21 protein-coding genes and 1 pseudogene are annotated in these 26608 nt (G+C 65.5%); 8 read left to right on the plus strand and 14 right to left on the minus strand.

Annotated features, from left to right (window positions below; genetic code table 11):
- Positions 1–11: 11 nt before the first annotated feature.
- From VF34_RS09270 to VF34_RS09280, 3 genes are read right to left on the minus strand one after another with little or no spacing between them, the layout of a single operon-like run.
- Positions 12–1487, minus strand: coding sequence for an NAD-dependent succinate-semialdehyde dehydrogenase (locus tag VF34_RS09270; RefSeq protein WP_045841268.1), 1476 nt, complete (start codon positions 1485–1487; stop codon positions 12–14).
- Positions 1484–4396, minus strand: a complete 2913-nt coding sequence (locus tag VF34_RS09275) for an FAD-binding and (Fe-S)-binding domain-containing protein (protein WP_082079176.1) — start codon at positions 4394–4396, stop codon at positions 1484–1486. The genes VF34_RS09270 and VF34_RS09275 overlap by 4 nt, the downstream gene beginning before the upstream one ends.
- The gene (locus VF34_RS09280) at positions 4393–5658 is read right to left on the minus strand and encodes an aspartate aminotransferase family protein (RefSeq protein ID WP_032374571.1); all 1266 of its coding nucleotides are present in this window, start codon (positions 5656–5658) and stop codon (positions 4393–4395) included. Before VF34_RS09280 ends, VF34_RS09275 begins: the two co-directional genes overlap by 4 nt.
- A 165-nt stretch (positions 5659–5823) precedes the next feature.
- On the opposite strand from VF34_RS09280, the gene VF34_RS09285 reads away from it, so the two are divergent.
- Genes VF34_RS09285 through VF34_RS09295 form a run of 3 tightly spaced genes read left to right on the plus strand, consistent with a single transcriptional unit; the run spans position 5824 to position 7532 of the window.
- The gene (locus VF34_RS09285) at positions 5824–6651 is read left to right on the plus strand and encodes a ribokinase (protein WP_045841367.1); all 828 of its coding nucleotides are present in this window, start codon (positions 5824–5826) and stop codon (positions 6649–6651) included.
- Positions 6648–7118, plus strand: a complete 471-nt coding sequence (locus tag VF34_RS09290; RefSeq protein WP_032374437.1) for a helix-turn-helix transcriptional regulator — start codon at positions 6648–6650, stop codon at positions 7116–7118. The genes VF34_RS09285 and VF34_RS09290 overlap by 4 nt, the downstream gene beginning before the upstream one ends.
- Before the next feature lie 9 nt (positions 7119–7127).
- Complete coding sequence (locus tag VF34_RS09295; RefSeq protein ID WP_027497546.1) at positions 7128–7532, plus strand: VOC family protein; 405 nt, start codon at positions 7128–7130, stop codon at positions 7530–7532.
- 19 nt (positions 7533–7551) lie between these two features.
- Here the strand turns inward: VF34_RS09295 and crcB are convergent, their stop codons facing one another.
- Positions 7552–7926: a fluoride efflux transporter CrcB gene (gene crcB, locus VF34_RS09300; protein WP_027497547.1), complete on the minus strand. Its 375-nt coding sequence runs from the start codon at positions 7924–7926 to the stop codon at positions 7552–7554.
- A complete protein-coding gene (locus VF34_RS09305; RefSeq protein WP_045841269.1) occupies positions 7923–8336 on the minus strand; it encodes a CrcB family protein in 414 nt (137 codons plus the stop codon). Before VF34_RS09305 ends, crcB begins: the two co-directional genes overlap by 4 nt.
- A gap of 45 nt (positions 8337–8381) precedes the next feature.
- Here VF34_RS09305 and VF34_RS09310 point away from each other — a divergent pair, with 45 nt between their 5' ends.
- The 5 genes and pseudogenes from VF34_RS09310 (at position 8382) to VF34_RS09325 (ending at position 13934) form a co-directional block, all read left to right on the plus strand.
- The gene (locus VF34_RS09310) at positions 8382–10499 is read left to right on the plus strand and encodes a RecQ family ATP-dependent DNA helicase (protein WP_032374438.1); all 2118 of its coding nucleotides are present in this window, start codon (positions 8382–8384) and stop codon (positions 10497–10499) included.
- Positions 10500–10697: 198 nt separating this feature from the next.
- Positions 10698–11198 (plus strand): annotated as a pseudogene (gene ectA, locus VF34_RS25555) (diaminobutyrate acetyltransferase); the annotation flags it as partial.
- Between the two features lie 48 nt (positions 11199–11246).
- On the plus strand, positions 11247–12524 hold the full coding sequence (gene ectB / locus VF34_RS09315; protein ID WP_045841368.1) for a diaminobutyrate--2-oxoglutarate transaminase: 1278 nt from the start codon (positions 11247–11249) through the stop codon (positions 12522–12524).
- Positions 12525–12562: 38 nt separating this feature from the next.
- Positions 12563–12961, plus strand: coding sequence for an ectoine synthase (locus VF34_RS09320; RefSeq protein ID WP_027497550.1), 399 nt, complete (start codon positions 12563–12565; stop codon positions 12959–12961).
- 154 nt (positions 12962–13115) lie between these two features.
- The gene (locus tag VF34_RS09325; RefSeq protein ID WP_032368456.1) at positions 13116–13934 is read left to right on the plus strand and encodes a Sir2 family NAD-dependent protein deacetylase; all 819 of its coding nucleotides are present in this window, start codon (positions 13116–13118) and stop codon (positions 13932–13934) included.
- Here the strand turns inward: VF34_RS09325 and proB are convergent.
- From proB to VF34_RS09370, 9 genes are all read right to left on the minus strand, one after another.
- Entirely contained in the window at positions 13907–14986 is a 1080-nt protein-coding gene (gene proB, locus VF34_RS09330; protein WP_371832571.1) for a glutamate 5-kinase, read from the minus strand. The genes VF34_RS09325 and proB overlap by 28 nt on opposite strands.
- 62 nt (positions 14987–15048) lie before the next feature.
- Positions 15049–16500: a GTPase ObgE gene (gene obgE / locus VF34_RS09335; RefSeq protein WP_032368196.1), complete on the minus strand. Its 1452-nt coding sequence runs from the start codon at positions 16498–16500 to the stop codon at positions 15049–15051.
- 171 nt (positions 16501–16671) lie between these two features.
- Positions 16672–16935, minus strand: a complete 264-nt coding sequence (rpmA, locus tag VF34_RS09340; protein WP_027497554.1) for a 50S ribosomal protein L27 — start codon at positions 16933–16935, stop codon at positions 16672–16674.
- A 59-nt stretch (positions 16936–16994) separates the two neighbouring features.
- A complete protein-coding gene (rplU, locus tag VF34_RS09345; protein ID WP_027497555.1) occupies positions 16995–17306 on the minus strand; it encodes a 50S ribosomal protein L21 in 312 nt (103 codons plus the stop codon).
- Between the two features lie 233 nt (positions 17307–17539).
- Positions 17540–21139: a translation initiation factor IF-2 N-terminal domain-containing protein gene (locus tag VF34_RS09350; RefSeq protein ID WP_032399927.1), complete on the minus strand. Its 3600-nt coding sequence runs from the start codon at positions 21137–21139 to the stop codon at positions 17540–17542.
- Positions 21140–21626: 487 nt separating this feature from the next.
- Complete coding sequence (ndk, locus tag VF34_RS09355) at positions 21627–22046, minus strand: nucleoside-diphosphate kinase (protein ID WP_027497557.1); 420 nt, start codon at positions 22044–22046, stop codon at positions 21627–21629.
- A 67-nt stretch (positions 22047–22113) separates the two neighbouring features.
- On the minus strand, positions 22114–22503 hold the full coding sequence (locus VF34_RS09360) for a DUF4233 domain-containing protein (protein ID WP_032399926.1): 390 nt from the start codon (positions 22501–22503) through the stop codon (positions 22114–22116).
- Positions 22500–23930, minus strand: a complete 1431-nt coding sequence (folC, locus tag VF34_RS09365) for a bifunctional tetrahydrofolate synthase/dihydrofolate synthase (protein WP_045841270.1) — start codon at positions 23928–23930, stop codon at positions 22500–22502. Before folC ends, VF34_RS09360 begins: the two co-directional genes overlap by 4 nt.
- Entirely contained in the window at positions 23931–26600 is a 2670-nt protein-coding gene (locus tag VF34_RS09370; RefSeq protein ID WP_045841271.1) for a valine--tRNA ligase, read from the minus strand. It abuts the gene before it with no gap.
- Positions 26601–26608 lie beyond the last annotated feature (8 nt).

Here is a 26608-nt window from a genome sequence, read left to right on the forward strand (position 1 = left end):
CAGAACCTTCCTCAGCTGCGGGGAATCGCGAAGTATTTGTACTCCAGAAACTCGTCTATTCCGACTTTCCCGCCCTCGCGGCCGAGTCCCGATTGTTTGACACCACCGAACGGGGCTGCCGGATTCGACACCAACCCGGTGTTGAGCCCCACCATGCCCACCTCTAGGCGCTCCCCCATTCGCAGAGCCCGATCGATGTCCTGGGTGAACACGTATCCGACCAGTCCCCATTCGGTGTCGTTGGCCAGCGCGACGACCTCGTCCTCGGTGTCGAAGGGAACGATGGCGGCCACCGGTCCGAATATTTCCTGGGACATCAGATCCGATTCGGTATCGACATCGGTCAGGACGGTCGGTGGGTAGAAGTAGCCCGGCCCGTCCGGGGCCGCACCACCGACGACGGCGCGGGCACCGCGCGCGAGAGCATCGTCGACCAGAGCCTGGACCTTGCCCCGGCCTGCGTCGTCGATCAGCGGCCCCACCTCGGTCCCGTGAGAAGCGCCCGCGCCCACCCTCAGCGCGCCCATTCGGTCGGCCAAAGCATCCGAAAAGCGTTGTGCCACACTGCGGTGAACGAAGAACCGGTTCGCTGCGGTACATGCTTCGCCCACGTTGCGCATCTTGGCAACCATGGCTCCGTCGACGGCGCGGTCGAGATCTGCATCGTCCATGACCACGAAGGGTGCATTCCCGCCCAGCTCCATCGACGTCCGCATCACCGTCGCCGCCGCTTGTTCGAGCAGAATCTTGCCCACTGCCGTGGATCCTGTGAAGCTGATCTTGCGGGCAGCGCCGCTGCTCATCCACGACCCCACGACACCCGACGCATCGGTGGTCGGCACGATGTTGACGACGCCCGCAGGCACCCCCGCCTCGTGGAGAATCTGCACCAGCGCAAGTGCCGTCAGCGGCGTCTGCTCGGCGGGCTTGAACACGACGGTGCAGCCTGCCGCAAGGGCAGGCCCGATCTTGCGAGTTCCCATGGCCAGCGGGAAGTTCCACGGCGTGACGAGAATGCAGGGCCCGACCGGCGCGCGGGTGACCACGATGCGGTTCTTCCCGTCTCCGGTCAGGGTGTGATCACCCGAAATGCGTACCGCTTCCTCGGAGAACCAGCGAAAGAACTCGGCTCCGTACGCCACCTCGCCGCGCGCGTCGGCGAGCGGTTTACCCATCTCGGCGGTGATGATCGCAGCGAGCTCCTCCGAGCGGGCCATGATCATCTCGTATGCCGTCCGCAGTATGTCGCTTCGCACTCGCGGTGCGGTGGCCGCCCACTCCGCCGCGGAGTCGACGGCTGCAGCGAGCGCTTTCTCTGCGTCCGCGATACCGCCGTCCGCAACCGTGGCGATGACCTCGCCTGTGGCCGGGTCCACGACATCGAATCGGGCGTCCGATACCGACGGCACCCACTCACCACCGATGAAACAGTCTGTGGGAGAGGTGATGCGCGGACGCGTGAGGCTGGTGGTCGAGCTGGCGGTCATGGCCGCGGTCCTTTCGTCGAACGTGGATCGAGTATCTGTGCCAGGTGTACGGATGCATCGTCGCCCGAGTCACCGGTCAGTTGGCGCACCTGCATGTGACAGCTGAATCCGTCGGTCAGAACAGGAGTGTCGGGTTCGGTGGCCCGCAACGCGGGCGCGAGAGCCTGCTCGGCGACATCCATGCTGAGCTCGTAATGCCGACTCTCGAAACCGAAATTACCTGCTACACCGCAACATCCGGTGGCCTCACGTACCGACTCGATGCCCACGGCGGCGAGGGCTCGGCGCTGCGTTGCATCGCCGAAGACGGCGTACTCGTGGCAGTGAGTCTGCACCGTGACCGCAGCCGGCATGTCGCCCGAGGGCTGCCAGCCCGCGCTTGCCTGATCGATCACCGCTCCCGCGAAGCTCTGGACGCGTGCCGCGACCCTCCTCGCCGCGTCCGTGGGGACCAGTTCGGGCATGTCCTTACGGAACGCGGCCGCACAGCTCGGTTCGGTCACGACGATCGGCCTGTCGGTACCGTCGTCCAGCGCCGCAACGGCTTTCGTCAGCTGCTTGCGAGCGGACTTCAGCTGACCCGTCGAAATCCACGTCAAACCGCAACACACATCCGTTCGGCATTCGGTGGTGCGTCCGGAGTCTTCGAGAACGCGTTGTGCCGCACCCGCGACCTCGGGGCGAAAACCTTGTGTGAACGTGTCGACGACGAGCACCACATCGGCGTCGCGGCCACCGCCGACTCGGACGGCATCGGCCAGTTCCTTCGACGACGCGAACCGAGGCAATGCGCGTTCGGTGGTCAGCCCACCCAGACGTGCCGCCACTGCCGACACCCGGGGTGTCAGCAGACGATTGAGCAGCGGTGCCCTTCGCTTCGTCACCGCGAGCCATCGAGGCAACCACCCGAGCGAGTAGTGCGACAGCGGCCGCAGCCGCCTCGCGTAGTGATGGTCGAGGAACTCCGATTTGTACGTGGCCATGTCGACGCCGACGGGACAGTCCGAGGAGCAGGCCTTGCACGACAGGCAGAGATCGAGCGACTCCGCAACGTCCTTCGATGCCCATCCGTCGGCCACCGTCGGAGAACTGCGCACCATCTCCTGCAGCACCCGCGCCCGGCCCCGCGTCGAATCCTTCTCGTCACCCGTCGCACGGTAGCTCGGGCACATGACGCCACCGGTTGTCGTTCGACATTTCCCCACGCCCACACAGGATTGGGTGGCATGGACGAACGGGTCCAGATCGGGTCGCGACCCTATCTGGTGCAGATCGAAGCTGGTCTTCCACTCCCGGGCCGGGATGCCTTGAAGCATCAGGTTGTCCATCAGGGGTTCGGGGTCGGTGATGGATCCGGGGTTCAGGATTCCCGCGGGGTCCCAGATGCGCTTGAACCGGGAGAAGGCGTCGAGCATGCGAGGGGAATACATGACCGGCAACAGCTCCGAGCGTGCGCGGCCGTCACCGTGCTCGCCCGAAAGACTGCCGCCGTGCTTGACGACGACGCGTGCGGCAGCGCGCAGGAAGTCGTACATCACTCGTCGTCCGGCGTCGGTGCGTTGGTCGAAGGTGATCCGTACGTGCATGCAGCCGGCACCGAAGTGGCCGTACATCACTCCGGTCAGATTGTGTTCGGCCAGTAGCGAATTCAGGTCCGCGAGATACGCCGACAGGTTTTCCGGTGCCACGGCGGCGTCTTCCCAACCGCCCCAGGACTCGACTCCACTCGCCAGGCGCGTCGCCAAACCGGCACCGTCCTCGCGCACCCGCCACAACGCTGCGCGATCGGCCGCATCGGTCACGATACGACCCTCTTTGACGCGCCCGAGCCGACCGAGAGCCTCGAGCAACCGAGATGCCTTGTCCTGCACCTCTGTCGCGTCGGCCCCGTCGAGGTCGACGTACAACCAGGCATTTCCTGCAGGGAGCCCTCGTACCGAGTCCGGTCCGCGGCGATACTCCATCGTGCCGGCGATGTTGTCGTCGATTCCTTCGACGGCGGCGGGTGAGAACTCGAGAATGGTCGTCACGTCCGCCGCGGCGGCCACCACGTCGTCGTATCCGAGACACAGCAGCAGTGCGGCTGGGGGTACGGGCACGACGGCGACGGTCACCGACACGATCACCGCGCAGGCACCTTCGCTTCCGACGAGGGCCCGGGCAACGTCGAAACCGTTCTCCGGCAACAGATGCGAGAGGTGGAATCCCGATACCTGACGCGGGATGCGACCCAACTCGACCCGTAGAAGGGCCAGATTGTCCGACACCAGCGAGCGCAGCTCGTTCGAGATACGTTCGGCTGCAGCGACAGCCGCCGAGTCCTGGGTTCGCAGCGCCTGCACACCACTGCGGGTGACTCGCAGCAGGTATCCGTCGGCGGTCACCACGTCCATGGCCACCGTGTGGTCGGCGGTGCGTCCGTACCGCACGGAGTGGTTACCGCACGCGTCGTTGCCGACGGCTCCGCCCACCGTCGCGCGGGTCTTGCTGGACGGATCGGGCGCAAAGGTGAAGGCACCGTCGGTCCGCGTCACCAGCTGACGTTGCAACTCCGAGATGACGATTCCGGGCTCGACGACGGCAGTCCTGGACTCGGTGTCGACCGAGAGCACCCGGTTCATGTGGCGCGAGAAGTCGAGGACGATCCCACGGCCGATTGCGTTGCCCGCCATGGAGGTACCGCCGCCACGCCCGATGACGACAACGTCGGCGGCGGCACACAGCGACACGACCGTAGCCACTTCGTCGGCGCTGCGCGGAAAGACGACAGCGGCCGGCGGGACTCGGTAGTTCGACGCGTCGTAGGAGTATTCGGCCAACCGTCGGGACGAATCGTCGACGTCGATGCCCAGTCTTCGCACTCGCTGTACGAGTGCGGGCACCTCGGACCGAACAGGGGCTGCTGTCACAGCACGTTCTTCAATGTCCGCGACAACGCGTCGAGTCCGAACGTCATCTCGTCGTCGCTCACGATCAGTGCGGGGATGATACGAACCACGTTGCCGAGCGCACCGCAGGTGAGCAACAGCAGCCCTTCGTCGATGGCACCCTGTTGCACCCGCAGAGCAGCGGCGGCGTCGGGATTGCCCGAGCTGTCGACGAATTCGAGCGCCTGCATCAATCCGAGTCCTCGAGCATCACCGATGGCCGGGTGCTGTTCCTTCAGCGCGAGAAGGCCGTCGAGGAGAACTCGGCCCTGCGCTGCCGCGTTGTCGACCAGCCCTTCCTCGCGCACGACGTCGAGGGTAGCGACTCCCGCCGCAGCAGCGACGGCGTTGCCGCCGTAGGTTCCGCCTTGCGACCCCGGCCATGCCTTGCCCATCAGCTCTGCCGATGCGGCTATCGCCGAGATCGGGAACCCGCTGGCGAGTCCTTTAGCGGTGATGAGGATGTCGGGAGTGATCGACGAGTGCTGATGGCCCCAGAACGTTCCGGTGCGTCCGACTCCGGCCTGCACCTCGTCGACGATCAGGACGATGCCGTGGGTGTCGGCGCGTTCGCGCAAGCCCTCGAGGAATGCAGGGGGCGTGGGCAGGTACCCGCCGTCGCCCAGCACCGGCTCGATGATGAACGCAGCCGTGTCGGCGGGGCTGGACATCGTCATCAACAGGTAGTCGAGTTCCTTCAGCGCGAAGGCGACTGCGGTGTCCATGTCCCATCCGTACCGAAATGCATACGGAAACGGTGCGATGTGCACCCCACCCATGATCGGCGAGAATCCCGATCGGAACTTGGTTCCCGCCGTGGTGAGCGATGCAGCCGCCACCGTTCGCCCGTGGAAGCCGCCGTGGAATGCAACGATGTTCGGTCGACCGGTTGCCATGCGCGCCAATCGGATCGACGCCTCGACCGCCTCGGATCCCGAGTTCGCGTAGAACACACTGTCCAACCCGGCAGGCAACACCTCTCCGAGCTTGTCCGTCAGCGCGAGCAGGGGTTGATGCATGACGGTCGTGTACTGGGCGTGGATGATCTTGCCCACCTGTTCGCGAGCTGCCTCGACCACGCGGGGGTGGCAATGACCGGTGCTGGTGACGCCGATGCCGGTCGTGAAGTCGAGGTACTTGCGCCCGTCGGTCCCGATGATCCAGCTGCCCTTTCCGTGGTCGACGACAATCGGGGTCGCCTGCTTGAGTGCGGGGCTGAGGTGGGTGCGAGTCGACGCTGTCATGGACGCCATCGTCACCCACCGATTCCGGATTGTCAACAATCTGCAATTATGCATTCGGGGCGGGATCGACCCGTTCGGTCGAGCCGAGGGCGATAGGGTTCGGTCGTGTCCGCATCGAACCCCCGCTCGAGCAGCCCGCGCATCGTCGTACTGGGCAGCATCAACATGGACCTGATCACTCGGACCCCCGCCCTGCCCGAACCGGGCGAAACCGTGTTGGGGACCTCGTTCGACACCGCACCCGGCGGCAAAGGTGCCAACCAGGCGATCGCGGCGTCGAAGTCGGGAGCTCGCGTGAGCTTCGTCGGGGCGGTCGGGGACGACGAATTCGGGCCGACACTGCGGCACACCCTCACCAGCGCAGGCGTCGACGACCATGCTCTGCGAACCGCAGCAGGAGCGTCCGGAATCGCCGCCATCACCGTCGACGACCGAGCCGAGAACAGCATCGTGGTCGTGGCCGGAGCCAACGGCGGTGTACACGAGCTCACCGACGACGACCTGGCAATCATCGACGAGGCCGATATCCTGCTGTGTCAGTTGGAGATTCCCCTCGAGACCGTACTCGCCGCGTTCGAGTACGCACACTCCCGCGCCGTCGTGACGATGCTCAACCCGTCCCCCGTCCAGGATCTGCCCGACGCTCTCGTTGCGGCCACCGACGTCCTGGTGGTCAACGAGGCCGAGGAAGCGCGCATCGGGAGTCGAGTGAAGAACATAGAACATGTGGTCACCACGCTGGGCGCACGAGGCGCGAGATATCGCGGCTCGGAATCGTTCGAGGTACCCGCGCCGAAGGTCGAGGCGGTCGACACCACCGGAGCGGGTGACGCATTCGCCGGAGCACTCGCGGCATCCTGGTCGAGCGGACCCCGCGCTGCCATCGAATGGGCCGTCGCCGCAGGTGCTTTCGCTGCGACGGGAGCCGGCGCGAGCGCGTCCTCGGGAACGAGGGCCCAGATCGAATCCCTCCGCGGTGCGGACGCGCGATGAGTGCGTACGACCCGACTGAGCTCCGCCTGCTGCGCCGCGCACGCGATCGAATGGATCGCGATTTCGCGCAACCGCTCGACGTCCCGTCACTCGCCAGAACCGCGCTGATGTCCACTGCACATTTCAGTCGCCGGTTTCGGGAGGCCTACGGCGAGACGCCGTACGCGCATCTGATGACACGACGGATCGAGCGCGCCAAAGCGCTGCTGCGACGCGGAGACGTCACGGTCACCGAGGCGTGCTTCGCCGTCGGCTGTACCAGCCTCGGGTCGTTCAGCTCGAGATTCACCGAGATCGTGGGCGAGACACCGAGCGCCTACCGCGCCCGCGATCATCGTGGCAGCCATGCCGTACCCAGCTGCACCGCGATGGTTCTCGGACGCCCGATGCGAGGGCCCACATCCCCGACGGCGGCGGTGACCGAGCCGAGCAGAATCGAAGAAGCATCTGCGGGCGGGGCGTCCTAGCCTCCATCCATGACACTTTCACTGAGCCACGTTCACGTCTACACCGACGACCCCGATGCCTCGGTTGCGTTCTACCGAGACGCTCTCGGACTCGAGGTCAAGAGCGAGGTGGCCAACGACGGCTACCGCTGGATCACACTGTCCACCAGCGAACAACCCGAGATCGAGGTCGTGCTGTCGCAGCCGCACGCGGGCCGTTCTCGGGAACTGGGCGATCAGCTCGCCGCGCTGCTGGCCAAGGGCGAGTTGCCGGGACTACTGTTCCGCGCCGACGACCTCGATGCCGCGTTCGAGCGGATCCGCGCGGCGGGTACGGGCGAGATACTGCAGGAGCCGACGAGTCAGCCCTGGGGTGCCCGCGATGCCGCGTTCCGTGACCCGGCCGGAAACATGGTGCGCGTCAGCCAAGCCTGAAGTGTGGCGCCCGCCTCGACTACAGAGCCGAGGCGAGCGCCAGACCGCCACCGCACGCGAGTACGGACGCCACCAATGTGCCGATCGCGTTGACGGCGGCGTCGACCCGACGGCCCTGCTGCAGTAACCGCACGGTGTCCACGGTCGAGGTACTGAAGGTGGTGTAGCCCCCACAGAACCCGGTTCCGAGAACTGCCTGCGCATCGGTGGAGCCGGCGCGCAGCATCACCCAGCCGGCCAGCAACCCGAGCAAGAACGAGCCCGAGATGTTGATACCGACGGTTGCCCACGGGAAGCTCGTGCGCGAGCTCAGCCGTGACTTCACCTCCGCATCGACGAAGAATCGCGCGACCGACCCGAGCGCGCCGGCCAGGATCACCAGGGCCGCGATCATCGGATCACTCTGTTGGCGAACATGATTCCGGCTCCGGCCGCCACAACTCCCAACACCACACTGACGACGGCGTATGCCGACGCCAGTCCGGTGAACCCGCTCCGAACACCCTCGACCGTTTCGAGGGCGAAGGTGCTGTACGTGGTGAACGCGCCGCAGAACCCCGAACCGCCGAGCAACCGGAGCCGACGCCGCGCACCCGTATCGGGACCACTGCGCAGCAGCGACTCGAGCAGCAACCCCAGCACGAATGCACCGACGATGTTGATTCCGAACGTGGCGAGAGGCCACTGCGACGTCGTGTGTGGGAGACGTTCCTCGATCGCGTAACGAGCAGCAGTACCTGCCGCGCCGCCGACGAATACCGTTGCCAAGACCGCGAGATTGCGGTGCGATGCCAGGTCGCTCACCGCCGGCTCTGCTCTCTGTCGTACCGATGCTGCACGATGAACAGTATGACGACAGCGACGCACGCGACCGCAGGCAACTTGCGCGAAGACGCCGAAAGGCTGCTGCGTGAGCTCGCCGGCCCCGATGCGGTGTTGCGCGAGGACCAGTGGACGGCAATAGAAGCGCTGGTCGTGCACCGTCGGCGGGCGCTGGTGGTCCAGCGGACCGGTTGGGGTAAGTCGGCTGTCTACTTCATCGCCGCGAAGCTACTTCGCGCCCAGGGTCTGGGACCGACGGTCATCGTGTCGCCACTGCTGGCGTTGATGCGAAACCAGGTCGCCTCTGCGCAGCGCGCCGGGGTGCGGGCGGCGACCATCAACTCGGGCAACATGACCGAGTGGGACGAGATCCATCAACAGGTGAACTCGGGCGAGCTCGACGTGCTGTTGGTCAGCCCGGAGCGCCTGAACAATCCCGACTTCCGCGACCAGGTGCTGCCGTCGTTGGCCGGTGACGCCGGCCTGGTCGTGGTCGACGAGGCCCACTGCGTCTCCGATTGGGGACATGATTTCCGGCCCGACTACCGGCGGATCCGCACCCTCATCGCCGAACTGCGCGACGGCATACCCGTGCTGGCCACCACGGCGACAGCGAACGACCGGGTGGTCGACGACGTCGCCGCCCAACTCGGTGTCGGCGGCGGAGACACCCTGGTCCTGCGCGGCGGACTCGCGCGGGACTCACTACGGATGTCGGTGGTGCGGATCGAGAACGCCACCGAGCGCGCAGCGTGGCTCGGCGATCACCTGAAGACCCTGCCGGGCTCGGGAATCATTTACACGCTGACGGTGTCGGCCGCCAAGGATCTCGCCGCGCTGCTCACCGACCAGGGCCACGTCGTGGCGTCGTACACCGGTCAGACCGACCCCACCGAACGCGAATCACTCGAAGCCGACCTACTCGCAAACCGGGTCAAGGCGCTCGTCGCGACCTCCGCACTCGGCATGGGGTTCGACAAACCCGACCTCGGCTTCGTCGTGCACATGGGGGCACCGTCCTCGCCGATCTCCTACTACCAGCAGGTCGGTCGCGCCGGCCGCGCCACCGAACGCGCCGACGTCGTACTACTCCCCGGCCACGAGGACCGGCAGATCTGGAGCTATTTCGCCTCCGTCGCATTCCCGCGGGAACATCTCGTGCGACAGGTCATCGAGGCACTCGATACCGACAAGGCTCAGTCGACCCAAGCTCTCGAGCCACTGCTCGAGCTCAATCGCAGCAGGCTCGAGATGGTGCTCAAGGTCCTGGACGTCGACGGGACCGTCAGACGCGTCCGTGGCGGTTGGATGGCCACCGGTGAGTCGTGGACGTACGACGCGAGCCGCTACGAACGCCTCGAGCAAGCCAGGGACCGTGAGCAGCAGGCGATGCTCGACTACCAGAGCACCGATGGGTGCCGGATGGAATTTCTTCGTCGGCAGCTCGACGACCCCGATCTCGGCGCACCCGGCACCGAGTCCGACCGTTGCGGCCGATGCGACAACTGCACGGGCGAGCATCTCTCGTCCGCGGTCGATGCCACGTCGGTCGACTCTGCGAGGGCCCGGCTCGATCGCCCCGGACTCGATCTCCAGCCCCGAAAGCAGTGGCCCAGTGGGATGAAAAAGCTCGGTGTATCGCTCTCGGGCAAGATCGGCAACCCGCACCGACCGGGTCGCGTTCTCGGCCGCCTCACCGACCTCGGGTGGGGTGGACGCTTGCGAGCCCTGCTGGATGCACCCGACGCTCCCGTCACCGAAGCGCTGGAGAAGGCCTGCATCTCGGTGCTGGCCAACTGGGACTGGGCCGACCGCCCGACCGCCGTGCTGGCCCTGGACTCCCCCACCCACCCGCTGCTGGTGCGCTCGGTAGCCGAGCGCCTGGCAACCGTCGGGAAGCTGGAGAACCTGGGAGTGATGCAGGTCAGACCGGGACATCCTCCGGTATCGGCCGCAAATTCGGCCTTCCGAGTTGCCGGCCTGGTGGACTCGTGGGAGGTTCCGGACGTATCGTCCGTAGACGGGCCGATTCTGCTCGTCGATCTGCTCACCGACACCGGTTGGACGTTCACGTGTGCGACCGCTGCACTGCAGGCTGCGGGAGCGGATGCGATCCTCCCCTTCGCATTGGCAACGCCCAAATAGGGCGCATTGGCATCGCCGAACCAGGGCCTTCTCGGAATGCGAGTTTGAAAACGCGCCAGATGGGTACCGCCAGCCGATCCCGAAATATGTGAGCACCATCACAATCGGCGGTTAACCAGGCAAAGCATGTTCGATTCGGGCGTCGATTCTCCGACGCACTCGATATGCTCCCGCCTCCTTGTTACGGTCGTATTTCCTATGAAGCCTGCATTGCTGAGAGGTACCCCGCTCACTGCGCCGGACGCAGTGAAGTTTCGTAAGCCACAGATCTCCGACGGAGTCCGGCTCTGGGAGATCGCAAGAGATTCACGAGTTCTGGATCTGAACTCCAGCTACTCGTACGTGTTGTGGTGCCGAGATTTCGCGGCCACCACCGTCGTGTCCGACATCGACGGCCGCGCAGTCGGTTTCGTCACCGGATACATCCGCCAGGACGCCCCTCGAACGCTGTTCGTGTGGCAGGTCGCCGTGGATGCGGACCAGCGCGGCAAGGGACTTGCCGGTCGCATGCTCATGGAGCTGCTCGACCGCCTCGAGCCACAGGGCATCACGCACCTCGAAACCACGATCAGCCCGGACAACGAAGCGTCCATCGCAACCTTCACCAGCCTCGCACGCAAGCGAGGTACCGACATCGTCAAGTCGGATTTGTTCGCGCCCAACGATTTCCCTGATAGCCACGAAGCAGAAGAGCTCTACACCGTAGGCCCGGACGCATCGCGGAATTACGAAAGGAACAAGCAGAACATGACCGAAAAGAACACAGTGACAACAGAGAAGCCCGACGTATTCGAGACCGTCGAGTCCGGCGTGCGTAGCTACAGTCGCCAGTGGCCCGCCGTATTCACCACAGCGAAGAACTCGGTCATCACCGACGAGAACGGCAACGACTACCTCGATTTCTTCGGTGGCGCAGGCGCACTCAACTACGGCCACAACAACGACATGATCAAGAGCGCGTTGGTGGACTACATCACCAGCGATGGCATCACGCACGGACTCGACATGTCCACCGTCGCCAAGCGTGAGTTCCTCGAGTCGTTCAAGAAGAACATCCTCGACCCCCGCGGCTTGGACTACAAGGTTCAGTTCCCCGGTCCGACGGGCACCAACACCGTCGAGGCAGCGCTCAAGCTCGCTCGCAAGGTCACCGGGCGCGAGGCGATCATCAACTTCACCAACGCATTCCACGGCATGACACTCGGCGCGTTGTCGGTCACCGGCAACTCGATGAAGCGAGCTGGCGCCGGAATTCCATTGGTGCACACCACTCCGATGCCGTACGACAACTACTTCGGCGGCGTCACCGAGGACTTCCAGTGGTTCGAGCGCGTTCTCGACGACTCGGGCAGTGGATTCAACCGACCGGCCGCGGTGATCGTAGAGACCATTCAGGGCGAGGGCGGAATCAACGTCGCACGACCGGAGTGGTTGCGCGCGTTGGCCGAACTGTGCTCGCGACGCGAAATTCTGCTGATCGTCGACGACGTGCAGATGGGCTGCGGCCGCACCGGCCAGTTCTTCTCGTTCGAGGAAGCCGGCATCACCCCGGACATCGTCACCCTGTCGAAGTCCATCGGCGGCTACGGCATGCCGCTGGCGCTGACACTGTTCAAGCCCGAGCTGGACGTCTGGGCACCGGGTGAGCACAACGGCACCTTCCGCGGCTTCAACCCGTCGTTCGTCACGGCAAAGGCAGCCATCGACCACTACTGGTCCGACGACAAGTTCGAGAAGGAAACCCTCGCCAAGGGCGAGCACATCCAGGATCGGTTCATGAAGTTGTGCGCCAAGTTCGACGGCATCTCGACTCGCGGTCGCGGCATGGTCCAGGCTCTGGTGTTCGACGACGCGGAGTTGGCCGGCAAGGTGTCTCAGCTGTGCTACGACGAGCGTCTGCTCGTCGAGACCGCGGGCCCCAAGGACGAGGTCGTCAAGCTTCTTCCCCCGTTGACCACGACGATCGACGAGCTCGACCGCGGCCTGGACATCATCGAAAGTGCAGTGGCGAAAGTTCTGTCCTAGCAGCGTCCAGCACACACCGACATCGAAGGAGACATCGCATGATCGTTCGCACCACCGAAGAAATCACCGGAACCGACCGCGACATCTCGAGCGAGGACGGCAACTGGCGCAGCAAGAGAATCATTCTGGGCGGTGACAAGGTCGGCTTCTCGTTCCACGAGACCACCATCCAGCCCGGAACGGTGAACAACTTCCACTACGCGAACCACGTCGAAGCGGTGTGGCTCATCGAGGGTGAAGGAACGCTGACCGATCGCGAGACCGGACAGACGTACGAGCTCGGACCGGGGTCGATGTACCTGCTCAACGGGCACGAGCGTCACACCGTGGAGCCGCGCACGACAATGCGCATGCTGTGTGTGTTCAACCCGCCGGTCGTCGGCAACGAGACGCACGACGAAAACGGCGTGTACCCCCTCGTCGAGGTACCTGCGTAACGCATTTCGTCACAACACCGGGCCCGCACCGACGCATCGTCGGTGCGGGCCCGGTGTCGTCGTTGTCGGTCGATGCGTGACACGACTCTTCGCTATCCTGGACGAGGTGAATGCTCCGACCGCGCCCGCGGAAACGTATCGGCAATTGCTCTCGATGCTGGACGGAAGAACTGTTGCAGTGCTCACCGGTGCCGGCATGTCGACCGACTCCGGAATTCCGGACTATCGGGGTCCGAAGTCACCACCGCGCAATCCGATGACTTTTCAGCAGTTCATCGGTGATGCCGAGTTCAGAAGGCACTACTGGGCGCGTAATCACGTGGGTTGGCGACACATGGACGCGGCAGTGCCCAACGACGGCCACCGAGCCCTGACCCGTCTCGAACGCGCAGGAGTCGTCACCGGCATCATCACCCAGAACGTCGATATGCTGCACACCAAGGCCGGCAGCCGCAACGTCATCGATCTCCACGGTGTCTACGCCCGCGTGCGCTGCCTGAACTGCGAGCGGTTGGTGTCGAGGTTCGAGTTGGCCAGACGCTTGGATCGAGCCAACCCCGGCTTCGTCGAATCCGTTGCTCCGGCCGAGGGCGTCGAGATCGCACCCGACGCCGACGCGATCATCTCGTCCACCGCGCATTTTCGGATGGTCGATTGCGAATCCTGTTCCGGCATACTCAAACCCGACATCGTCTATTTCGGCGAGAGTGTCCCCAAACCGCGCGTTGCCGAGGCCTTCGACCTCGTCGATCGCAGCGACGCGCTGCTGGTGCTGGGGTCCTCGCTGACCGTGATGTCGGGCCTGCGATTCGTCAGACACGCGTTCAAGACCGGCACGCCCGTTGTCATCGTCAATCGGGGTTCTACCCGTGGCGACGAATTCGCCTCTCTCACACTGCATACCGGCTGTTCGGAAACAGCGACAGCGCTGGCCGACGCGTCCGATCAGGCGCGGACGAGATCGTCCGCGTGAACCACCGGACGCTGTAGCTCCGCGGCCAACTCCCCCGTGGACCGCCCGAGCATTCCGGACAACTCCCCGGAGTCGTAGGCGACGACCCCACGGGCCACCAGTACACCGTCGGTATCGACGAGAGAGACGACGTCTCCGCCGTGAAAAGAACCGGACACGGCCGTGATCCCCGCAGACAACAACGACCTGCGCCGCTCGACGACTGCTCGCACGGCACCGGCATCGAGGTGTAGCTCACCTGCCGCGTCGGCCGCATGCCGCACCCAGAACTTTCGTGCCGACAACCGCGTCGGGCGCGCCGCGAAGGCGGTGCCCACTACGGATGTCGTCAGAGCGTGAGCAGCATCGGATGCCGCGGCCAGCAGCACCGGAACCCCGGCGTCGGCCGCCAGGCGCGCAGCAGAGAGTTTGGAGGCCATACCGCCGGTACCGAGCGCTCCCCCGGACCCGGCGACGACGCCGTCCAGATCCTCCGGGCTGGTCACCTCGGGGATCAACGTGGCCGAGCCCTTACGCGGGTCACCGTCGTACAGCCCGTCCACATCCGAGAGCAGGAACAGCGCGTCGGCACCGACGAGGTGTGCCACGAGTGCCGCCAACCGATCGTTGTCACCGAACCGAATCTCGGCGGTGGCCACGGTGTCGTTCTCGTTGACGATCGCTACTGCGCCGAGCGACCGTAGCCGATCCAAGGTGCGCTGCGCATTACGGTGATTGGTTCGCCGCGCGATGTCCTCGGCGGTCAGCAACACCTGCCCGACCGTGCGGCCGTACCGGTGGAACGACGAACTCCAGGCGTGGACCAGAGCAAGCTGCCCTACGCTCGCCGCAGCCTGCTTCGTTGCGAGGTCACGCGGGCGTCTGGTGAGGCCGAGTGGTGCCATGCCTGCACCGATCGCGCCCGACGAGACGACGACCACGTCGGTGCCGCTACGCATCCGCGACTCGATGGCGTCGGCCAACAGGTCCAGTCGAGCCAGATCGAGACCGGCATCGAGGCTGGTGAGCGCCGAGGATCCGATCTTGACCACGATGCGCTTGGCGTCGGCGATCGTACGACGGGTATCGGTGAGAGCCTCTGCGGGCGAATCGGATTCACGCACCGACACCTCGTCTACTCCTGTTCGGTATCGAGCCCGCGGCGAACCTGACGGGCGTGCTTGCGCTCGGAGGCACCGATGCGCTCGACCTGATCGAGTCGAGCATCGGTGCCGCGACCGGTCATCGTGATCTCGACACCGGCCGGGGTCTGCGGTTCCCAATCGAAGGACACGTCGCCGATGGTGACCGACGCGCCCGGCTGAGCGCCCGCCTTGATCAGTGCATCCTCGACGCCGAGCCGCGCGAGGCGGTCCGCGAGGTAGCCGACAGCCTCGTCATTGGTGAACTGCGTCTGGCGCACCCACCGTTCCGGACGGGTACCGCGCACGATGAAGCCGTCCGGGATGTCCGGATCCTTGACGACCTTGAAGCTGTCGTCGTTTCGTGCGACGGGACGCAGCACCTGACGCCGCGGCTCCGGTGCCGGGTGCGCTGTGCGGTAATCCTCGACGAGCTTCGCCAACGCGAACGTCAGAGGCTTGAGACCGGCGCGCGTCACTGCGGAGATGGTGAACACCGGCCAGCCGCGAGACTCGAATTCCGCGGTGACCATTTCGGCGAGCTCGGCACCCTCGGGAATGTCTGCCTTGTTCAGTACGACGATGCGGGGCCGGTCGGCGAGATCACCGAGGCTGGCATCACCGGACAGGGCCGGCTTGTAGGCCGCCAGCTCCGCTTCGAGAGCGTCGACGTCGGAGATCGGGTCACGGCCCGGATCCAGTGTCGCGCAATCGACTACGTGTGCGAGCACAGCGCATCGCTCGAGGTGACGCAGAAAGTCCAGTCCGAGACCGCGGCCCTGACTCGCGCCGGGGATCAGTCCGGGGACGTCGGCGACGGTGAACGTGGTGTCTCCACTGGAGACGACACCGAGGTTGGGCACCAGTGTGGTGAACGGGTAGTCGGCGATCTTCGGCTTCGCTGCGGAAAGAACCGAAACCAACGAGGACTTACCGGCCGACGGGAATCCGACGAGGCCGACGTCGGCGACGGACTTGAGTTCGAGGACGAGTTCGCGTTCGATGCCCTCTTCGCCGAGCAGAGCGAAACCGGGCGCTCGACGAGCCTTGGACGCCAGTGCTGCGTTGCCGAGCCCGCCGCGCCCGCCGGGAGCGGCGTCGAAACGCGTTCCCTCACCGATCATGTCGGCGAGGACGTTGCCCTTCTTGTCGAGCACGACGGTGCCGTCGGGGACCTTGAGAATCAGGTCCTCTCCGTTGGCCCCTTCTCGGTTTCCGCCCATGCCCTGAGTTCCGTTGCCGGCCTTCGCATGACTGGAGAAGTGGAAGTCGAGCAATGTGTGGACGTTGCTGTCGACGACGAAGATGACTCCGCCACCCTGACCGCCGTTGCCGCCGTCCGGGCCGCCGAGAGGCTTGAACTTCTCGCGGTGAACCGAAGAGCAGCCGTTGCCACCTTTGCCGGCGCTGACGTGCAGCACCACGCGGTCGATGAATCGTGACATAGCTGTCTTCGATCCTTTCTGGAAGAAAAACGGGGTGAAAAAAGCGATAGGGGCGGACCGGTCTCGTGACCCTGGTCCGCCCCTATCGGGAGCTGTGAACGTGCGCGGTGGACGTCCGACCCGGGCAGTTGCCTGCCGTGCCGGTCATCGTGAGCGCGAGCTGCAGAAGGACTAGGCCTCTACAGTGACCGGAACGATGTTCACGGTCTTGCGTCCGCGCTTGGCACCGAATTCGACTGCGCCGGGAGCGAGTGCGAACAAGGTGTCGTCGCCGCCACGGCCGACGTTGACGCCGGGGTGGAAGTGCGTGCCGCGCTGGCGGACCAGGATCTCGCCTGCGCCGACGGTCTGGCCGCCGAAACGCTTGACGCCGAGGCGCTGTGCGTTCGAGTCGCGACCGTTACGGGAGCTTGATGCACCCTTCTTATGTGCCATGTTGCATACCCTCCTCGGGGTGAATCAGCTGAAAAGAACTCGGGTCCGGTAAGACCTGGTTACTTGATGCCGGTGACCTTGAGGACAGTCAGCTTCTGCCTGTGTCCCTGACGCTTGTGGTATCCGGTCTTGTTCTTGAACTTGTGGATGCGGATCTTCGGGCCCTTGGTGTGCTCGACGATCTCACTGGCGACCGAGATCTTTGCCAGCTTGTCTGCATCTGTGGTCAGGTCGGATCCGTCTACGACGAGGACCGGAGCAAGCGAGACAGCAGTGCCGGGCGCTCCCTCGATCTTCTCGACCTTGACGAGGTCACCAACAGCGACCTTGTACTGCTTTCCGCCGGTCTTGACGATCGCGTACGTTGCCATCGGAGGGCTACCCCTTGCTTCTTCGAACTTGCTCGCGTTGCGCATGGCACCGCGACTGGTCTGGTAAAACGTGTTTGCTTGCTCCCATTCGGCCGATCCGGACCGAACTGCATCCGAACCACTCGAGAACTGTTTCCACTTGCAGGACCGCTAGGCACAACAAGACAGTGTCACCGGGAGCGACTTATCAAGGTTACGGCAGAGAGACGGCCAGGGTCAAACCGCCTCGACCCCTACACATCGATGTCCACCGGCGGGCCTGCCGGACGTGCCGCTGCCCGTCTCCTGCGCGGACGTGCGGTCGGCACGTCCACCTGCTCGACAGGCTGCTCCGCCGCCGCTGTCAGCGGCGCTGAATCGGCCACCGTGTCACCGCTACCCGAACCTGCGTCGGCACCATCGTCGGCGTCTGCCGTGGCCGAAACCACCATCAGCACACCGGCATCCGGCGCAGCACTGGTCGGCGCGGCGGCCTTCCGAGCCACCCGTCGGCCCCGTCGTGGGGTGGCCACCACCGGCTCCGGCTGGGCGGGGGTGTCGTCGGAGGACTGCGTCGCCCCGGTATCCGCGGAACCGCCGTCGCCGACGGATTCTGCAGCCGGCACCGGCTCGTGAGCCTGCGCGCTGTCCACGGTTGCTTGCGCAACGTCCGCGTCCTCGTTCGCCGCTGCCGCGACAGCCACGTCCTCCGCCGAGACCACGGTGACCGACTCGTCCTTGTCGCCGGCGGTGCCGGACGGTGCCTGCGAGACCTCTGCGGGGCTGACATCGGCGACCACGTCGTCGTGGTGCGCTGCCATCGCCAGGGCCACGGGGTGTGCCCGCTTGATCGACGGGTCGACCACCGGGTGGTCGGTCCCGTCCGTCGTGCCCGACTGTCCGTTCGGCGTCGACCGCTCGGTGTTGTCGGACCGATCGTTTCCATCGGACTTGGCGTCCTTGCCGCGTCGACGCCTGCTGCCGTTGCCCGAACCGTTCGAGTCCGAACGTGACGAGCTCGGGCGTCCACCGTCGGAGTCCGGCTTGGCGTCGATGGGGAACGGATGCACGATGATTCCGCGACCCTGGCAGTGCTCGCACGTGGTGGAGAAGGCCTCGACCAACCCCGTGCCGAGCTTCTTGCGCGTCATCTGCACCAGACCGAGCGAGGTCACCTCCGACACCTGATGACGGGTCCGATCACGGCCCAACGCCTCGGTCAGGCGGCGTAGCACCAGATCGCGGTTCGATTCCAGCACCATGTCGATGAAGTCGACGACGATCATGCCGCCGATGTCGCGCAGACGCATCTGCCGAACGACTTCCTCGGCCGCCTCGATGTTGTTGCGGGTGACGGTCTCTTCCAGGTTGCCGCCGGAGCCGGTGAACTTTCCGGTGTTGACGTCGACGACCGTCATCGCCTCGGTGCGATCGATCACCAGCGTGCCGCCCGAGGGCAACCACACCTTGCGATCGAGGGCCTTGGCCAGCTGTTCGTCGATGCGGTGAGCTGCGAACACGTCCACGGAGCTGCCGTTGGCCTCGTATCGCTGCAGGCGCTCCATCATGTCCGGAGCCACGGTTTCCACGTAGTTCGACGTGGTCGTCCACGCCTTGTCACCCTCGATGACGAGCTTCGAGAAGTCCTCGTTGAAGAGGTCGCGAATGACCTTCACCAGCATGTCGGGCTCTTCGTACAACGTCTGCGGCTGCACGCCCTTGCCTGTTTCGGCGTTCGCGGACCGCTCTTCGATGCTGGCCCACTGGGCCTGCAGCCGCGTCACGTCACGCGCGAGTTCTTCCTCGCTGACGCCCTCGGCTGCGGTCCTGATGATGACGCCGGCCTCGGGGGGAACGATGTCGCGCAGAATTTCCTTGAGTCGCTTGCGCTCGGTGTCGGGCAGCTTGCGGCTGATGCCGGTGGAACTGCCACCGGGAACGTAGACGAGGAAGCGTCCGGCCAACGACAGCTGCGTCGTCAAGCGAGCGCCCTTGTGGCCCACCGGGTCCTTGCTGACCTGCACCAGAACCTGATCGCCCGGCTTGAGGGCCTGCTCGATCTTGCGCGCGCTTCCGCCGAGACCGGCAGCGTCCCAATTGACCTCGCCTGCGTACAGCACACCGTTACGACCACGTCCGATGTCGATGAACGCTGCTTCCATACTGGGCAGGACGTTCTGCACGCGGCCGAGATAGACGTTGCCGACCATCGAGGCGGTGGCGCTACTGGTCACGAAGTGCTCCACCAGAACGCCGTCTTCGAGCACGGCGACCTGCGTGGTCAACGGATGGTCCGGGGTGGCCTTCTCGCGAACGACCATCACGCGGTCCACCGACTCGCGACGAGCGAGGAATTCCGATTCGGTCAGAATCGGCGGACGACGTCGCCCGGCATCGCGGCCGTCACGGCGACGCTGCCGCTTGGCCTCGAGCCGAGTCGAACCGGAGATGCCCTGCACCTCGTCGCGCGGTGCGCGGCTCTTGTTGCGCGGCTCGCGTTCGTGCACGACGGTGTTGGGCGGGTCGTCCTCGGACGAGGCAGCTGCTTCTGCCGCGGCCTCGGCTCCGGTCTTACGACGGCGGCGGCGCCGACGACGACGGCTCGAGCCGTCTCCGTCCGAATCACCGTTGTCGGAATCACCGTTGTCGGAGTCGCCGAAGTTGTCCTGAGCGCCGGACTCGGACTCGTCGTCACTGTCCTCACCCTGGTTGTCCGACCCGTCGGCGGTGGCGTCGGTCGTGGAGTTCTGCCGATCGGACCCGCGGCCGCGTGACCGCGATCGACGCGAACGCCGTCCCGAACTCGAGGGCTGGTCGTCGCCGGAGGTCTCGTCCGCATCGGAATCGTCGGTTGCGTCCGCCCCGGTGGACTCGCCGTCTGCCGAAGAGGCGGACGTGCCGCTGTCCGTCTCGGAGTCGGTGTCGTCCGAATCCTCGTCGGTCGAGTTCTCGTCGGTCGAGTTGTCGTCGGACGACTGCTCTCCGCGTCCACGCCCACGACCGCGGCGACCGCGCCGACGGCGACGGGGCTGAGACTGGTCGTCGTCGTCTCCCGAGCCGTCCGCTGCCGAGGAAGCCCCGGACTCGTCGGACGACGCATCCGATGCACCGGACTCGGACACGGGAGCACCGGACACAGCGGTGTCCTGCGCGGCGGTGTCGGAGGCGACCGTCGAGACGTTCTCGGCGACGGGCGACTCGCCGTTCGCGGGCTCGTCCGCGGCCTTGTCGGACGCAGCGTTGTTGTCGGACGGTGCCTCGTCCTTGGGTGCGGCCTTGCGACTACGTCGACGCCGTGCGGGGGCCTCGGACGGAGCATCCGCCGATTCTGCTGCGGGCTCTGCCGCTGCCGGCTGCAGGAACACCGGCGTCGCGAAGGTCGTGGCCGTGGGTTGGGCGGCCTCGGGCTCGGCCGTGGGCGCACTGGTGAACAGCGTTGCCTCGGCAGCGGGGACCTCTACCGAGGGAGCCGTCTCGGCCGGCACCTCTACCGATGCGGGCCCGGGCTGCTGGTCTGTCGACGCATCCGGTGCCGGCGACTCCGCTGCGGAGGCATCGGGGGCGGGTGCGGTCGGCCCGTTCACCGAATCGCGCACCGACTCGGCAACGTCTCGGCTCAGACTCGACTGCGCGCTGCGGGCTTCGATGCCGAGCTCACCGAGAGTGACGAGCAACTGCTTGCTGGTCACGCCCAGAATTTTCGCCAGTGCATGCACACGCAGCCTGGTCGGCAATTCGATGGTGTCGGGTTGCACGGAAACCGCGTCGGATTTCGCGGACGACACCGCGTCGGTGTCCTCCGGATTTCCTGCGTTCGTGCTCTGTACATCTTCGGGCGGGCTTTGATCGGCCACGTAGTCTCCTCGGGCCCCCGGGCGCGTTCATCCGAAATCGGGTGTGACGCGGCCACGCGAGGGCAATCCTTGTGTACTCACGTCGGGTTGGACGTCAGCTGTTCGGTCTCGCTCTCCACAAATCGTGTGAGCCACCTCGTGAATCTCGGTGGCCGACGACGGCGTGTGCAGTGCCTGGCTGGATGGTGGTGTCTCGGCGATCCGAGCGCCTGATCATCAAGCATGAACGCGAACGAGCCTGTCTCTCGTTCGCGACTCTGCGATGACGGGCAGCGGGTCGACGACAGTCATCCGATCGATCCCACGAGCACTTTTTCTCTAGCGAACTTCGGTGGAGCTGAACAGAGGTGGAGCGTGTGAACGTACAAGTGCTGTGGGGTCGATCTCCGTCGAGTATCCCACACGCGATGATCCGTACGAGCCACGCCGCACCGATCGGACGTCGAGCGGGTGCGGCGTGACTGCGGAAGTGCTCTGCGACGGGCTTCTAGGAGGCGGTCAGATCGGGGAACCACAGGGCGATCTCGCGCTCTGCGGATTCCACCGAATCGGATCCGTGTACCAGGTTCTGCTGACCGTCGAGGGCCAGGTCACCTCGGATGGTGCCGGGAACTGCTTTGGCAACCGGATCCGTGCCGCCGGCGATCTGACGGAAGGCTTCGATGGCACGGGGGCCTTCGAGAACCGCGGCCACCACGGGCCCGGAGGTGATGAACTCGAGAAGGTCGGGGAAGAACGGCTTGCTCTCGTGCTCCGCGTAGTGAGCCGAGGCCACGTCGCGAGAGACGGTCTTGAGCTCGAGGGCGACGATGCTCAGACCCTTCTTCTCCACGCGGCCGAGGATCTCTCCTACGTAACGCCGGGCAACTCCGTCTGGCTTGATCAGTACTAGGGTGCGATCGGTCACGTCGACGACAGTAATGGACACCGGCACCCGGTCGCGCGGCGCATGGCCCCAACCGACCGGTCCGGTGTCAGTCGCGTTGCCCGGGCAGCATGCCGCGTCGAATGCGTTCGGTGATGTCCCGGCGCAGATAGAGCAGATACAGCCACACGGCAAGGAAGATCAGACCCACGGCGCCGATGGACAGATGGAACACGGCCCCGGCCATCACGAAGAACTGCAACGCGAGGTTGAGCTTCATCGCCCAGGGTTCGCCCTGTTTCCCCGCGGCCAGAATCATCACCACGGCGAGCGCCACGATATAGGTGGTCGAGAACCACGATGCGCCGCCGCCGAGAGTCGCCACGACCGGAAGAGCGAGCAGAGTCACGATCGCTTCCAGTACCAGTGTGCCCGCCGACACACCGCGAAATCCCTTCCACGGGTCGGTTGTCGGTGGTCGAAACTCTGCTTCGCTCACGCGGGATCCTTTCCGAACAACGTGCGCGCTGCGCCCACGGTCACCACCGAGCCGGTGACGACGACCCCGGCACCGGACACGGCTTCGCCGGGCTCGGCCACTTCTTCGGCCAACCCGATCGCCGTTTCGAGCGCATCGGGCAGCGTCGACGCCACCACGACCCGCTCGTCGCCGAACTTGGCCACGGCTATGTCGGCCAACGCGTCGACATCCATCGCTCGACCGGACCCGTTGTGGGTGACGACGATGTCGTCGAACACCGGTTCCAATGCTTCGAGGATCGCGCCGACGTCCTTGTCCGCCATGACACTGACGACTCCGACGAGTTTGCGGAAGTCGAATTCGTCGGCCAGGGCGGCCGCCAGTGCAGCGGCCCCGTGCGGGTTGTGCGCGGCATCGAGAAACACCGTGGGCGCGTTGCGTACTCGCTCGAGACGACCGGGATTGACCACGGTCGCAAAGGCTTCGCGCACGGTGTCCTGGTCGAGTTGACGGTCCGGGCCCGCCCCGAAGAATGCCTCGACTGCTGCGAGAGCGAGAGAGGCGTTGTGCGCCTGGTGCTCTCCGTGCAACGGCAGGAAGATGTCGGTGTAGACACCGCCCAGCCCCTGCAACTCCAGCTGTTGTCCGCCCACGGCTATCTGCCGACCGAGAACGGTGAACTCCGATCCGGCCCGTGCCACGGCAGCGTCTGCCTGCACCGCCGCACGAAGCAGGACCTCGGACACCTCGGGTTCCTGCTTGGCGAGGATGGCCACCGTGTCCCGTGGCACGAGTAGTTCCGGTGCCTTCTTGATGATGCCGGCCTTCTCCCCCGCGATCGTGGACAGATCGTCCCCGAGGAATTCGACGTGGTCGAGACCGATCGGGGTGATGACGGCGATCTCACCGTCGACCACGTTGGTGGCGTCCCAGCGGCCGCCCAGCCCGGTTTCGATGACGGCGACCTCGACCGGTGCCTCGGCGAAGGCCGCGAACGCCATGGCGGTGACGACCTCGAACTTGCTCATCCGCGGTCCACCGGCGGCCTCGGACTGTGCATCGATCATCTCGACGAACGGTGCGATCTCGTTGTAGGTGTCCACGTAGGTGCGCGGGGACACCGGACGGCCGTCGATACTGATCCGCTCGGTGGCCATCTGCAGATGCGGACTGGTGGTGCGGCCCGTACGCCGATGGAAAGCGGTCAGCAACGCATCGATCATGCGGGTGACGGACGTCTTGCCATTGGTTCCGGCCACGTGGATCGACGGATACGCCTTCTGCGGAGAACCGAGTAGGTCCATCAGCGCCGAGATTCGGGCGGTAGACGGCTCGATCTTCGTTTCGGGCCAACGCTTGTCGAGCTCGGCCTCGACGAGCGCGAGCTCGGCCAGGTCGACCGGGGTCGGTGGTGGTGACGGCAGGGCGTCGTCCGGCTCGGTCACTTAGCTTCCCATCGATTCGATGCGCGCGGTGATCCGGGCGATTTCTTCCTGCGCGATGGACTGTCGGGTTCTGATCTTGTCCACCACGGCATCCGGTGCCTTCGCGAGGAACGCCTCGTTGCCGAGCTTGGCAGTGGTCTGCGCCAACTCCTTCTCGGCGGCGGCGAGATCCTTCACGAGTCGAGCGCGTTCGGCGACCAGGTCGACGGTGCCCGAGGTGTCCAGTTCGACGACCACGGTCGCTTTGCTCAGTCGTACCTCCACCGACGCCGTGGCCGCGAAGTCCTCGGCCGGTTCGGTCAGTCGGGCCAGCGCGGTGACCGCCGAAAGCTGTCCGTCCAGGTCCGCCTCGGATACTCCGACGATGCGGGCCGCGACCTTCTGCGAGGGCTTGAGCCCCTGATCGCTGCGGAACCGACGAATTTCGGTGATGAGGCGCTGCATGTCCTCGATGCGTTGCGCAGCAACAGGATCGACCGGATCGGCGGCAGGGGTCGGCCACGTGGCGACCACCAGGGACTCTCCCCCGGTCAGCACCTTCCACAGGGTCTCGGTCACGAACGGGACGACCGGGTGCAGCAGGCGCAGCACCGCGTCGAGAACGTTGCCTAGGACTCCACGGGTGGATTCGGCGATGCTCTCGTCGGCGAACTGCACCTTCGCAATTTCGAGGTACCAGTCGCAGACCTCGTCCCACGTGAAGTGGTAGAGCGCCTCGCACGCCTTGCTGAACTCGTAGCGATCGAACGCCGAATCCACCTCTGCTCGAACCTGATCGAGTCGGTCGAGGATCCAACGGTCGGCGTCGGTGAGTGCGGCGCGCGACGGCAGCTCGGCCGGCGCTGCGCCGTTCATCAGGGCGAACTTGGTGGCGTTGAACAGTTTGTTGGCGAAGTTGCGCGAGGATTGCGCATGGTCCTCGCCGACGGACATGTCGGCACCCGGGTTGGCACCGCGGGCCAGCGTGAACCGCAGTGCATCCGCGCCGAAGCGGTCGACCCAGTCGAGCGGATCGATGCCGTTGCCCCGAGACTTGGACATCTTCTTGCCGAACTGATCGCGAATCAGTCCGTGCAGGAAGACATCTCGGAACGGAACCTGTGGGCCCTGCTTTCCTGCGGTGATGGCGTCGTCGGCTCCGACGTAGGTGCCGAACATCATCATCCGGGCGACCCAGAAGAACAGAATGTCGTAGCCGGTGACGAGTACGCCGGTCGGGTAGAACTTCTCCAGTTCGGGAGTGGCCTCCGGCCAGCCCATCGTCGAGAAGGGCCACAGGCCGGAAGAGAACCAGGTGTCGAGGACGTCGGGGTCCTGCTCCCACCCCTCGGGTGGGGTCTCCCCCGGTCCCAGGCACACCGTCTCGCCGTCGGGGCCGTACCAGATCGGAATTCGGTGGCCCCACCACAGCTGACGCGAGATGCACCAATCGTGCATGTTGTCGACCCAGGCGAACCAGCGCGGCTCTTGACTCTTGGGATGAATGACGGTGTCGCCGTTGCGAACTGCGTCACCGGCCGCCTTGGCCAGGGTGTCGACCTTGACCCACCACTGCAGCGACAGACGCGGCTCGATCGGCTCACCGCTGCGCTCGGAGTGTCCGACGCTGTGCAGGTACGGGCGCTTCTCGGCGACCACTCGGCCTTGCTCGGCCAGGGCCTCACGGACCTTGACACGCGCCTCGAATCGGTCCATACCGTCGAACTGCGTTCCGGTATCGGCGATGCGGCCGGCCTTGTCCATGATCGACGGCATCGGCAGTGAGTGTCGAACGCCCATCTCGAAGTCGTTGGGGTCGTGCGCCGGAGTGATTTTCACTGCGCCGGTACCGAATTCGGGATCGACGTAGTCGTCGGCGATGATCGGTATTTTTCGTCCGGTGAACGGGTGCTCGAGGGTGGTGCCCACCAGAGCCCGGTAGCGCTCGTCGTCGGGGTGCACCGCCACAGCAGTGTCGCCGAGCATCGTCTCCACTCGAGTGGTGGCCACGATGACGTGCGGTTCGGAGTCGTCCAGCGACCCGTATCGAAGCGAGACGAGTTCGCCCTCGACGTCCTCGAACTTCACCTCGATGTCGGAGATGGCCGTCTGCAGCACCGGCGACCAGTTGACCAGCCGCTCGGCGCGGTAGATCAGACCGTCGTCGAACATGCGCTTGAACATGGTCTGCACGGCCTCGGACAGGCCGTCGTCCATGGTGAATCGCTCACGGCTCCAGTCGACACCGTCGCCGATACGACGCATCTGGCCGCCGATCGTGCCGCCCGACTCGCGCTTCCAGTCCCACACCTTGTCGATGAACAGTTCGCGACCGAACTCTTCCTTGGTCTTTCCGTCGGCGGCGAGCTGCTTCTCCACCACCGACTGCGTGGCGATGCCCGCGTGGTCCATTCCCGGGAGCCACAGCACCTCGTACCCGAGCATGCGCTTGCGCCGACTCAGCGCGTCCATCAACGTGTGGTCGAGGGCGTGGCCCATGTGCAGGCTGCCCGTGACGTTGGGCGGCGGCAGCACGATGGAGTACGGCGGCTTGTCGCTGGTGGCATCGGCCTCGAAATAACCGGCATCCACCCAACCCCGGTACAGCTCGGCCTCTACCTCGCTGGGGTCCCAGCTCTTGGGCAAACGGTCGGCTGGGTTGTCTGGGGTCTCTGGCGCTGAACTGGTCACCGGTCGAT

Origin of the sequence: Rhodococcus sp. PML026 (assembly GCF_000963615.1) — a bacterium.
Classification (GTDB): Bacteria; Actinomycetota; Actinomycetes; order Mycobacteriales; family Mycobacteriaceae; genus Rhodococcoides; species Rhodococcoides fascians.

Coding starts and splice junctions, on each gene's coding strand:
- VF34_RS09280 (WP_032374571.1), bottom strand. CDS start 5,658: ATGACAGCGTCGACTCGCACCCACCTCAGCCCCGCACTCAAGCAGGCG.
- VF34_RS09320 (WP_027497550.1), top strand. CDS start 12,563: ATGATCGTTCGCACCACCGAAGAAATCACCGGAACCGACCGCGACATC.
- VF34_RS09290 (WP_032374437.1), top strand. CDS start 6,648: ATGAGTGCGTACGACCCGACTGAGCTCCGCCTGCTGCGCCGCGCACGC.
- VF34_RS09295 (WP_027497546.1), top strand. CDS start 7,128: ATGACACTTTCACTGAGCCACGTTCACGTCTACACCGACGACCCCGAT.
- crcB (WP_027497547.1), bottom strand. CDS start 7,926: ATGATCGCGGCCCTGGTGATCCTGGCCGGCGCGCTCGGGTCGGTCGCG.
- rplU (WP_027497555.1), bottom strand. CDS start 17,306: ATGGCAACGTACGCGATCGTCAAGACCGGCGGAAAGCAGTACAAGGTC.
- VF34_RS09325 (WP_032368456.1), top strand. CDS start 13,116: ATGCTGGACGGAAGAACTGTTGCAGTGCTCACCGGTGCCGGCATGTCG.
- rpmA (WP_027497554.1), bottom strand. CDS start 16,935: ATGGCACATAAGAAGGGTGCATCAAGCTCCCGTAACGGTCGCGACTCG.
- VF34_RS09285 (WP_045841367.1), top strand. CDS start 5,824: ATGGACCTGATCACTCGGACCCCCGCCCTGCCCGAACCGGGCGAAACC.
- ectB (WP_045841368.1), top strand. CDS start 11,247: ATGACCGAAAAGAACACAGTGACAACAGAGAAGCCCGACGTATTCGAG.
- VF34_RS09270 (WP_045841268.1), bottom strand. CDS start 1,487: ATGACCGCCAGCTCGACCACCAGCCTCACGCGTCCGCGCATCACCTCT.
- obgE (WP_032368196.1), bottom strand. CDS start 16,500: ATGTCACGATTCATCGACCGCGTGGTGCTGCACGTCAGCGCCGGCAAA.
- VF34_RS09310 (WP_032374438.1), top strand. CDS start 8,382: ATGACGACAGCGACGCACGCGACCGCAGGCAACTTGCGCGAAGACGCC.